Here is an 11,089-nt window from a genome sequence, read left to right on the forward strand (position 1 = left end):
TGCCGAGCGTCCGCATCCTCTGGGGGATGACACGCCGGGCCCGCTCATTTCAGGTCCGCCGGTGCGGATGGGGTCTCCGGGGATGAAGATGTCTCCCACGGGCACCCCCCTGCATCACCGATTGTTGGGGATCATCAACGAGAATTCCAAGAAGGGCGGCGATGTCACCGCCGCGTGGCTGGCCGGCTTGCTCTCGGCCCCGCTGGCGGAAGTGGAAGCGGACCTCAAGGCGCTGGTGGCGCTGGGAAACGTCATTCAGGTCCCGAGCGAAAACGGCGAGGCGCACTACGCCGTCGCCCCCAGGCGCCGGTTTCTCGGGGAGCTCCTGGTCGAACTGGGGCTGTTGACCGCCGCGCAGCTGCAGGAGGCGCTGGCCGAGCAGGCCCGAACGGGCGAACGGCTCGGTGCCATTCTGCTGGCGCGGCGATACGTCGCCAAGCAGGACCTCGGCAGGACGCTGGAGCTGCAGCACGGCATCCCCTATGTCAATCTCTCCGCCCAAGCCATCGACGAGCAGTTGGTGCGAAGCCTGCCGGAACGGTTGCTGATGGATCACAAGGTCGTGCCGTTTGCCCGCCGCGGCGACGAGATCGACCTGGCGATGCTCGACCCCACGGACATCCTGGCGAGCGATGCCGTGGGACGGTACCTGAAGGGGCACGTGCGGACGTTTCTGATCACGGAAGACGACTTCGCCTGGGCGGTGAGCAAGTTCTTCGACGTGAGCCGGAAAGTCGGCGAGAGCCTCGTCGAATTTTCCGCGCCCGATCGCGAGGAGACCGAAACGCTGACGGTCTCGGTCGCGGATACCTACAACGATCCCCCGGTCGTCAGGGTCGTCAATACGGTGCTCAACGACGCCGTCCGGATCGGGGCCACCGACATCCACATCGAACCGGAAGCCGATGACACCCGGATTCGGGTCCGTGTGGATGGGATGCTGATGGACAAAGCGAGCCTTCCCCGTTCCATCGGGGACGCGGTGGCCTCCCGGCTGAAGGTGCTCGCCGGCATGGACATCGCCGAGCGCGTCCGACCCCAGGACGGACGGATGCAGTTTCGGGTTGAGGATCGCGAGTACGACATGCGGATCGCCACCCTGGGGACGACGTTCGGGGAGCGCACGGCGATCCGGTTGCTCAGCACCCGAAACGTCCTGGTCGGCCTCGATCGGCTCGGATTGTTCCCGGAGCAGCAGGAGTTGCTGGTGGAATTCATGGCGGCGCGCTACGGGATGGTCCTGGTGACCGGCCCCACGGGCAGCGGGAAGACGACGACCCTCTACGCGTCGCTGAGCCACATCAATCAACCGTCGAGAAACATCATGACGATCGAGGACCCGGTGGAGTATCGGTTGCGGGGGATCACCCAGATCCAGGTCCGCGAGAAAGCGGGGGTGACTTTTGGGATGGGCCTCCGGGCCATGTTGCGGCATGATCCCGACGTGGTGATGGTGGGGGAAGTCCGGGACTCGGAGACGGCATCGATTGCCGTGCACGCCGCCCTGACCGGGCACCTGGTCTTGAGCACCCTGCACACCAATAGCGCGGCCGGCGCTATGGTGCGGCTCTTGGACATGGGTATCGAGCCGTACCTCCTGACCTCATCGCTGATGGCGGTGATCGGGCAGCGGCTGGTGCGGATCCTGTGTAAGGCCTGCAAGCGCCAATATCGCGCCCGAGAGGAGGATCTCTTGACGCTCGGGTTCGCGACCGATGCCGACGTGGCCCTGTACGAGCGCGTGGGGTGCCCGGAATGCGGCGGGTTGGGCTACAAGGGGCGGACCGGCGTGTACGAGATCATTCGGCTGACCGACACCGTCCGCGACCTCGTGCAGCAGCGGAAGCCCGAAGTCGAGTTGATGAACGCCGCCCGGGCCGACGGGACGCAAATGCTGTGGGAGGTGGGGGTGCGAAAGGTCCTCGACGGTGTCACGACCGTCGAGGAGATGCAGCGGCTGATATCGTCCGAGATGCACTGACCCGATGCCGACCTTCGAATATGCCGGTCGCGACGTGCGGGGCGGCCTCGTCCGGGGACGGGTCGAGGCGGACGACGATTTGCAGGCTCGGGCGCAACTTCGTCGGGACGGATACTTCGTCACCGCGCTGCGCGAGTCGGTCTGGGCCCCGCGGCACGGGACGGGCGTGCGCAATCGGGCCGAAGTGGCGATGTTCACGCACGACCTGGCGATGCTGCTCGAGGCCGGGCTGCCCCTCCTCCAGGCCATCGAGGTCATGGGCGAGCACTCCGCGGACCGGCGGATGGAGGACGTCCTGCAGCAGCTCACCGTCGACATCCGCGAGGGGAAGAAATTCTCGACGGCGCTGGCGCGGCATCCCGATCTGTTCTCCCCCATGTACGTGGGACTCGTCAGCAACGGCGAGATGGGCGGGAGAATGGGCATCGCGCTGGAGCGGTTGGCGGGGTTCCTGGAACGGGATCTCATCTTCCGGCAGAAGGTGCGGGACTCCCTCATCTACCCGGGGCTCGTGCTCGCGATGGCGGGAGTTGTCCTGACCGTGTTCATCGTCTACATCATCCCGGCGTTCGACCGTGTCTACCGGCACGCCGGGAGTTCGTTGCCCCCGCTGACGAGAGCGCTGCTCGCCTGGAGCTCGGTGGTCCGGGCCAGCCTCCCCGTGCTGGTGCCGACGGCGATCGTGGTGCTGGCGGTGCCCCCGGTCCGCCAGGTGGTCTGGACGGCCCTGGCCGGCCCCCTGCAGCGGCTGGTGCTCCGGGTGCCTCATGCCGGGCGGCTCGCCCACACCGCGATGCTGGGCCGATTTGCGCACGCCATGTCCATGATGCTGGCCAGCGGCGTCCCGCTCCTGTCGGCGCTGGACGTCGCGGGCGAGGCCGTTGGGGCCGGAGAGTTTCGCCCGGTGCTGAGGACGCTGAGGGAGACGGTGGTCGAGGGCCAGCGCCTGACCACCGCGATGCGGAAGACCCAGTGGTTTACGCCGATGTTCATTCGGATGACCAGCATCGGGGAAGAAACGGGCCAGTTGGACGTCATGATGACACGCGCGGCAACCGTGCTGGACCGGGAATTCGACGTGCGCATGCGGCGGTTCCTCGCCCTGCTGGAGCCGGCCCTGACCCTGGTGGTCGGCGCCGTGGTCGGGGTGATCCTGCTGGCCCTGTATCTGCCGATCTTCGGGTTGGGGAAGGCGCTCATGCATTGAGATTTTGGGCATATCACCGATCTATGGGAGAGCCCGAAAGGATGGGTCGTATGCGGACGGTGCGGAGCGAAAACGGCTTTACGTTCATGGAAGTGCTGGCGGTCGTGATGTTGCTGGGGATCCTGGCGCTGGTGGCGCTGCCGAACTACTTCGGCACCCAGGCGGGGGCCCAGCAGGCGGTGCGCAAGTCGAACGTCGAGGCGATCAACACGGCGATCGCCCTCTACCAGTACAACAACAGCGGGGCGTGCCCCGGGCAAGCCGGCCAGCCGGCGTTCAACGCCTTCATGGGCAATGTGGTGTACTTCCCGGACGGGCAGCCACTCGATCCCACCGCGAGCCCGCCGTCCAGCGCGTCGTTCAACACCAACTACAGCAGCGTGACGTGCCGCACCAAGTAGGTCCGCGGAAGCCGGACCGGTGAGGGGATGAGGGAGGTGACAGATATGAAGCGCGTGTCAGGGGAAGGCGGGTTTACGTTCATGGAGGTGCTGGCGGTCGTGATGCTGCTGGGGATCCTGGCGCTGGTGGCGCTGCCGAACTACTTCGGCACCCAGGCGGGGGCCCAGCAGGCGGTGCGGCAGTCCAACGTCGAGGCGATCAACACGGCGCTGGCGCTGTACCAGTACAACAACAGCGGGGCGTGCCCGGGGCAAGCCGGCCAGCCGAACTTCAACGCCTTTATGTCCAATGTGGTGTACTTCCCGGACGGGCAGCCGCTCGATCCCACCGCGAGCCCGCCGTCCAGCGCACCGTTCAACACCAACTACAACAACGTGACGTGCAGGACGAAGTGAGGCCCACGGCGAGTGCAGCAGAGGCGGTGCGGAGGGGTCCCATGCCGGGTTGATGGCATCGGCGTGACGCCAGGGGGTCCCACCCTCATGGCGGCTCGATCCGGTGTGCGGGGATTCACGCTCACCGAAATCCTGGTTGTGACGGGCCTGCTCGCGGTCCTGCTCTTGGCCACGCTCCCCAATCTCGCCGTCCCGGACGCCGTCCCGACCGCGCAGGCCGCCCGCCAAGTGGCCGCCGACATGGGACTGGCCCGACGTCTGGCGATCGCCGACCACGTGAACTACCTCGTCACGTTCGCCCCGGCGGCTGGCCCCTACTCTTCGTACACCGTGGCGCCTCAGGGCGGCCCCCCCGATCCGGACTTCCCCAAGCCCCTCCCCGCCGGGGTGGTGATCACCGGCACCCAGCAGGTCACCTTTGCCCCATCCGGCGCCGCCACGGCACCCGCTGCGCTTGCCTTCGCCAAAGGCGCCGCCGCCGCCCAAGTGCAGGTCGCCTCCGCGACCGGATTCGTCCAGGAGACCGGTCCGTGAACCGCGAGGCGGGGTTCAGCCTGATCGAGGTGCTCGTCGCCACCCTGATACTCGGGTTGTCGATCGTCCCGTTGATGCAGCTGTTTCCGGGACTCGTGAACACCGCTCAGGATGACGAGATCACGACGCGGCTCGGCACCGTGGCCGCGAGGCAAATGGAGGCGGTCACGACCAGCCTGCACGCCAACATCACAAGCTTGGGCTTCGGGACGAGCTCCGCCGCTTGCGCCGATCTCCCGCAGTGCCTTGTGCAGTCGACGATCACGAGCGAGGCCTCGAGCGCCACGCCGGGGGTCGGACAGTTGGTCGACGTCCGGGTCATTGCCTGCGCGGATGCGAACGGCAACAATACCTGCGACCCCGGCGAACGCCAAGTCGAGTACGATGCCAAGATTACCTCGCGGCCGTAGCCTCCCCCGAGACGCCGGCGCCACCCTCGCCGAGCTGCTCGTTGTGGTTATGCTCCTGGCGCTGATCGTGGGGGCCCTCTACCCGCTGCTCTATAGCGGCCAGCAGGCCCAGGGCTACGCCGGCCGCCGCCAGGAGCTGATCCAGAGTGGTCGGGTCGCCCTCGACAAGCTCCTCCGCGAGCTGCGCGCGGCGGAGTCCTTCCGTACGCTGACCCCCGGAGACATCAGTTTCACCCTGAACTGGGGCGACGGCTCGGACGCCGCGCCGACGGTGGAATATGCGCTCAACGGCGCGACGCATAACCTCGAGTATCGGTGGCGCGCGGACTACGATTACCGCGCGCAGATCACCGTGCACGCAGCGAGCACGGTGACGACCCCGTATGCGGCCTCGGTCACCTTCAACCATGCGGCCCTGGTCCTGGCGGGCAAGAGTTTGGCCAGCGGAGACGACGTCCGCGTGCGGTATTGGAATGGCAGCACGATGGTCGAGTTGGACCGGCTGGTCGATCCGACCTCGGCCTGGAACAGCGCCACGACGACGGTGTGGTTTGCGCTGCAGGCCCCCATCGCGAGCGGCAAAACCGACGGCAACTACTACCTCTACTACGGCAATCTTGCCGATGCGAACCCGCCCGCAAACGGCGCGAACATCTTTCTCGACTACCAGGATGGGACCACGCTCGACGGGTGGACCCGGCGCGATGCGAATCCCGGGGCGTATTCGACGTCCGCGGCGAACGGGTTCATCTTTCAGACGGCGGCCGGGACGGGCTTTCGAGAACTCACCAAGAACGTCCCCCACGGCGACGTGGAGATCTTCTGGGGGTTCTCGAGCGCAGTGACCGACGCACGCGACGGTCTCGACGCCGGGGTGAGCGCCCGCCTTGCCGACGATGGGCACGGGTATCGCCTGACCGTGGGCGATCAGAACAATACCAGGCTGCGCATCGACTACTGGGCCGGTTGGAGCGGCGGCGGGGGGACCATCAAGAGTGTCGTGGCGCCGCTCGTTCCCGGGGGGCGCTATTTCGGGCGATTCTACCTGGTTGGATCCACCCTGCAGGCGAAGTTCTGGGCGGCGGGGCTCCCCGAGCCGCCGGGGTGGACCCTCGCGGCGATCGACGGGCGCAGGGCCAACGGAAACCACTACGGTCTGCTGGATGGCAATAAGGCCCCGGAGAACCACACGCACTCCACCGTGATCATCCGGCCGCGGGTCCCGGTCGACCCGACCACGACGCTCGGCCCGGAAACCTCGGGCACCCGCCCCGACGCCCTGGTCCCGCTGGCGGGGCCCTTCCGGTCGCTGGCGGTGGCGTGCTTCGACGCGAAGGATCTCTCTATCCCCTGCGCCCCAACGACGCCCGTCCGGACCGTCCAGGCGACGCTCGTGGTGATGGATCCGACCGGGCAGGTGCCCGATCTCACGCTGACCGGCCAGGCCTTTCGGAGAAGCCCATGATCCCTTCCGCGGCTCACACCTCCCGGCTGTCTGCGTGGGCCGCCTCGGCCGGGCGGGAAGACGGGCTCGCGCTCCCTCTGGCGATGGTCGTGGTGCTGATCCTGTCCGCCCTCATGCTGGGGCTTGCGCAAACGACGCTCTCCGAGATCAACACCGCGCTCCCCACCGATCGAGATGTGCGGGCGAACTATCTGGCGCAGGCCGCGCTCGAGGATCAGCTCTACCGGTTGAAGGCAAACAAGGATGCGGGGGCTATCCCCCCCACGAACTATCCGGTCACGGCGGGGCAGGAGACCTGGTACCGCACCACCCTCACCTGCCTCCTGAACTGCGCGACGAACTTCGAGACCCGGCGCTGGCAGATCGTGGCGACCGGGGAGATTCACGCGCCGGGATCCGCAACCGTCCTGCAGGATCGGGCCGTTCGTGCCGTGGTGGAGATTCATTACGGCGGCAGCGGCGGGTCGTTGTACCAGTTTCCGAACCCCGGGGGGGTGCTGATCCTCCGCTGGGAAGAGGTCTACCCGTAACGACTTCGATCGATCGCGGCCGCGAGGGTCACGCGGCCCGCGACGATCAGGCCTCCTGGTGAATGGGGCGGCCGGCGAGCCGCTCGATCTTCCGCCGGAGGAGCGCGACGAGGTCGGGGGGCCGTGAGATGCCATGCCCCTGACTCTCGAGCGTGGCGTGCAGGGCTTCCGCCGCAGCGGCGAGCGCTCCCGCCCGGTCACCGGCGCGCTCTCGGGCTCGGGTCACCTCAAGCAGGAGACGCGCTCGGTAACGGTCCGGCGCCCTCCACGCGAGGCGTTCCTGCTCCCACCGCTCGTGAACCCGCTCGGTCTCACCGAGCAGGCGATACTGCCGCACACACCGCCTAAGGATCCGCCACCGGTCGCGGAAGTCTTGGGGCGTTCCCAGCGCCCGCTCGAAGCAGGACACCGCTTGCCGGGGCTTTCCCCGCCGGGCGAGGAGGACCCCCGCACCCTCCCAGTCGATCGGGCGGTGAGATCCCGAGGGATCGCGCAAGACCTGCGCCACCGCCGCGTGGAGGCCGATGAGGGCAAGCAGATCCGCCCGGTTGTGTGCGAGGACCGGCTCGAGCGCGCCGCGCTCGGCGGTCCGGAGGTAGTGGACGTACAGGCCGGGGATCTCCCATCCCGGGATATCGCCTTCTCGGGGCGCACCCAGAATTTCGGTCTCCAGCGCGCCGAGGCGGTGCGTCCCCAAGACCCGGTGCCACAACCGTCGGGCGGTGTGGATGAGATCGGTGTGGACATCGACGGTGACCCCACGGAGGCGGTTGAGGATGAACCGGGCTTCGAGCATCGGCCAGTCGAATCGCTGGCCGTTGAAGGTGACGAGGTGTCGGGTGCGGGCGAGCCGCTCCTGCAGTCCGGTGAGGAAGCGCCCCTCCGCACTCAGTCGGCGGAGGAGGATCTGCTCGACCACGAGCGAGGCCCCCTGGAGCGACGCCAGCCCGACCAGGAAGACATAGGTCCCCGTGCCGCCGGCGAGGCCGGTGGTTTCGGTGTCCAGCCAGAGGGTCTGCGCGGGGTCGCAGCCGTCGTGCTCGTCGATGGCGCCAAAGTATTCCCCGAGGGCGCCGGACCCGTGGCGGTGGGCGAGCGAAAACCGCGCCCGGATGACCTCGACCCCCTCCCCCTCCCCCGACGGCGGCGGAACGCGGGGCCGCGTCGCCGGCCGGGTCGGCCCGAGGGCGCTCAGGCGCCTGAGCTTTTCCCGCACGCCGGAACCCGCTCCCGAGGAAGCGGCAGGGTCAGGCGGGCACACAGGCGTTTTTGAGCAGGTGCAGCGTGTGCTGCTTTCCGCGGGGTCCGATCTCGAGCACCGGCCCGACGCACGAGGGGCATCCTTCGCCGCATCCGCAGGCCGTGACCAGCGAGGTCGCCGCGGCGATGAGGTCGGTGCGCAACGCGAACAGGCGCTCCGCTTGGCCGACGCCGCCTGGCACCCGTTCGAACAACGTCACCGTCGGCTCGCCGGTGTGCGGGGACCGGATTTCGACGACCGAGCCGAGATCGCGGGGGTCGGACATGAGGTACAGCGGTGCGACGTTGGAGAGCGCGTGGGCGAGGCCCAACAGGGCGCTCTGAACCTCATCCGGCTGGAGTCCCGGGGTGCGCGCGGGCGCGAACGTCCACCAGGCCCCGGTGGTATGCAGCGTGGTTTCCGGCAGGTGGATTGTGCCGAAGCCGACGTTTTCGTGCGTGGTGAGCTTGAGCTTCTTGTAGATCGTCGGGCGGAATGTCACGACCACCTCGCCGTGGGCCGCCCCCGGGGCTTCGGCGAACTCTTCCAGCACCCGGATGTCCACGGCGGTCTGGGCGTCGGTGTAGTAGTCGACGTTCACCCGCCGGACGTAGGCCTTGCGTTCCTCCCAGTCCAGACGGTCGACGTGATGTTGCTGCCCGAGGTGAAGATAGATGGCGTCCTCGTGCACGAACGCCGGCGCCGCTGCGAGATCGACCTCCCCGATGACCCGCGGTGCCGGATCGGTCACGTCGATGATCACGACATTCTCGGTGGACGCGCTCCGCAGGCTGACCTCCTCGGCCGGATACGCTTCTGCGACATAGTGCCAGGCGTCTTCATCGTGGTGCAGGACGCGCTCGTCCTCGAGGTAGGCGAGAATCTCGGGGAGCGTGCTCGGGCCAAACGCTTCCCCATCGCGGACCGGCAGTTCGAACGCGGCACACTTGAGGTGGCTGGTGAGGATGAGCAGGTTGTCGGGGTTCGTGCGGGCCTCCTCCACGGGGTGCGCGAAGAGATAGTCGGGGTGGGTGACGATAAACTGATCCAGCGCGGCGCTTGACCCCACGAGGATGGCGAGGGCGAGGTCGCCCCGTCGTCCGGCCCGTCCCATCTGCTGCCAGGTGCTGGCGATCGTGCCCGGGTACCCCACCAGGATGGCCGCGCTCAGTTGGCCGATGTCGATCCCCAGTTCGAGCGCGTTGGTCGCGGCGACGGCGCGCACCGTGCCCTCACGCAATCCCGCCTCGATCCGGCGGCGTTCGCTCGGCAAGTACCCGCCGCGGTATCCACAGATCGTCCCGGGATCCAGGCCGCGCCGGGCGGCGTCCGTTTGCAGGTAGGTCGTCAGCAGCTCCACGCTGAGCCGAGTCCGACCGAAGAAGATGGTCTGGACCCGGCCGGCCAGGAGGTCCCCGGCCAGCGCCACCGCCTCCCGGACGGCGTCCCGCCGGATGCCCAGGGCCTGGTTCACGACCGGCGGGTTGTAGAGGCCGATCGCTCGAGGCCCGACCGGGGCCCCGCTTTTGTCGATCAGCGTGACCGACCGGCCGATCAGGCGTTCGGCGTGCTCCCGCGGATTGCCGATGGTCGCCGAGCAGCAGATGAACTGAGGGGTGCTCCCGTAGAACTGGCAAATCCGCAGGAGCCGACGGATGACGTTGGCGAGATGCGATCCGAACACGCCCCGGTAGTGGTGCAGTTCGTCCAGGACGACGTACCGCAGGTTCTCGAAAAGGCGGAGCCACTTCGTGTGGTGCGGCAGGATCGCCGTGTGCAGCATGTCCGGGTTCGTGACCACGATGTGGCCGGCCGCCCGGATCGTTCGGCGAGCGTCCGGCGGCGTGTCCCCGTCGTAGGTGTACGTCCGGAGGTCCACGCCGAGGGCGGCGATGATCTCATGGAGATCATCCACCTGATCGCCCGACAACGCCTTGGTCGGGAACAGGTAGAGCGCTCGGGTGTCTTCGCGTTTGAGCATCGCATCGACGACCGGGAGATTGTAGCAGAGCGTCTTGCCCGAAGCCGTCGGGGTGACCACGACGATGTCGGCACCCTGAACCACCGCCTGGTACGCCTCGGCTTGATGGGAGTACAGCTGCTGGATCCCCCGCTGGTGAAGGCCTTGCCTGAGGCGGGGATCGAGATCCTGGGGAAACTCCGCCAGGCGGGCCGCAACCGCCGGGAAGGTGTGCCACGCCGTGAACTGGGGGGCAAATCGGGGCCGCGTTTGAAGGGCTGTGAGGGTTTGCTCCAGGTTCATCGTCTGCCTCCGTCCTCCGAGTTCGAACATATGTTCGCGCCCATCCACGGATGATCCTGCCGCAGTGTGCGTCATTTCCCGAGGGGCATGCGAGAATCGACGCGGCGTCATTTTGGGCGCCGCCGCAAAGGCGCACCCGCCGTCACTCCGGCTCTTGGGGCACTCTAAGGGGCAATACAGGCGAGCGCGCTCGAAGACGCACACCCAGAGAGATCCAGGGGCTCCCTAGACGAGGCCGAAGCCGACGAACCTGGACAGCCTTCCCCGGGCGGCCGTGCGCGCGATAAGGAGGCAAGGAGATGGGTGGTCGGATGTGGGTGGCACGGCTCGCGGGCGTGATCGCGATCGCAGCGTTACCGGGGCTTGGCTTTTTGCAGGGAACCCTCTGATTCGGGAGGAACAGCGGCAGCACCGTGTACGCGGACGATTCCAACGGTGACATTCACAGCAACTGTCATAAAGGGTCGAAGACGCGCGGCGCGGTGGGAACGACAAAGGTGGCGGCGATTGCGGGGGGACTAACTAGTTCGCCATGAAAAATGCAGCTCGAACAACGGATCTGGTACAGATCCGGTAGCGGGCTGAAGGGATGAGCGGGTCCTTTCGCCCGAAACTACCGCGTCGCACCGATCGTCACCATTCGATCCAGATTGTAGGTCAGA

Annotated in this window: 10 protein-coding genes; 8 read left to right on the forward strand and 2 right to left on the reverse strand. The window is 67.5% G+C overall.

Translation table 11 applies throughout. The features are described 5' to 3' along the window. Nucleotides 1–82 precede the first annotated feature (82 nt). From VKV57_00325 to VKV57_00360, 8 genes are all read left to right on the forward strand, one after another. Nucleotides 83–1,981, forward strand: a complete 1,899-nt coding sequence (locus tag VKV57_00325) for a GspE/PulE family protein (GenBank protein ID HLW58350.1) — start codon at nt 83–85, stop codon at nt 1,979–1,981. A gap of 4 nt (nt 1,982–1,985) precedes the next feature. Beyond that, nucleotides 1,986–3,188: a type II secretion system F family protein gene (locus VKV57_00330; protein ID HLW58351.1), complete on the forward strand. Its 1,203-nt coding sequence runs from the start codon at nt 1,986–1,988 to the stop codon at nt 3,186–3,188. A gap of 50 nt (nt 3,189–3,238) precedes the next feature. After that, a complete protein-coding gene (locus VKV57_00335) occupies nt 3,239–3,589 on the forward strand; it encodes a type II secretion system protein (GenBank protein ID HLW58352.1) in 351 nt (116 codons plus the stop codon). A gap of 45 nt (nt 3,590–3,634) precedes the next feature. After that, nucleotides 3,635–3,985, forward strand: a complete 351-nt coding sequence (locus VKV57_00340; protein ID HLW58353.1) for a type II secretion system protein — start codon at nt 3,635–3,637, stop codon at nt 3,983–3,985. Between the two features lie 87 nt (nt 3,986–4,072). Then, on the forward strand, nt 4,073–4,519 hold the full coding sequence (locus VKV57_00345) for a GspH/FimT family pseudopilin (GenBank protein HLW58354.1): 447 nt from the start codon (nt 4,073–4,075) through the stop codon (nt 4,517–4,519). Further along, a complete protein-coding gene (locus VKV57_00350; GenBank protein HLW58355.1) occupies nt 4,516–4,929 on the forward strand; it encodes a type II secretion system protein in 414 nt (137 codons plus the stop codon). The genes VKV57_00345 and VKV57_00350 overlap by 4 nt, the downstream gene beginning before the upstream one ends. After that, entirely contained in the window at nt 4,904–6,394 is a 1,491-nt protein-coding gene (locus VKV57_00355; GenBank protein ID HLW58356.1) for a hypothetical protein, read from the forward strand. Before VKV57_00350 ends, VKV57_00355 begins: the two co-directional genes overlap by 26 nt. Beyond that, nucleotides 6,391–6,924 (forward strand): hypothetical protein, encoded by a 534-nt coding sequence (locus VKV57_00360; protein ID HLW58357.1) that lies wholly within the window; start codon nt 6,391–6,393, stop codon nt 6,922–6,924. The genes VKV57_00355 and VKV57_00360 overlap by 4 nt, the downstream gene beginning before the upstream one ends. Nucleotides 6,925–6,970: 46 nt before the next feature. Here VKV57_00360 and VKV57_00365 read toward each other — a convergent pair whose 3' ends face one another. Both VKV57_00365 and VKV57_00370 read right to left on the reverse strand, forming a co-directional pair. Next, complete coding sequence (locus VKV57_00365) at nt 6,971–8,140, reverse strand: ribonuclease H-like domain-containing protein (protein HLW58358.1); 1,170 nt, start codon at nt 8,138–8,140, stop codon at nt 6,971–6,973. 31 nt (nt 8,141–8,171) lie between these two features. Continuing rightward, on the reverse strand, nt 8,172–10,427 hold the full coding sequence (locus tag VKV57_00370; protein HLW58359.1) for a DEAD/DEAH box helicase: 2,256 nt from the start codon (nt 10,425–10,427) through the stop codon (nt 8,172–8,174). Nucleotides 10,428–11,089: the final 662 nt, after the last annotated feature.

Source organism: bacterium, assembly GCA_035307765.1.
Classification (GTDB): Bacteria; Sysuimicrobiota; Sysuimicrobiia; order Sysuimicrobiales; family Segetimicrobiaceae; genus Segetimicrobium.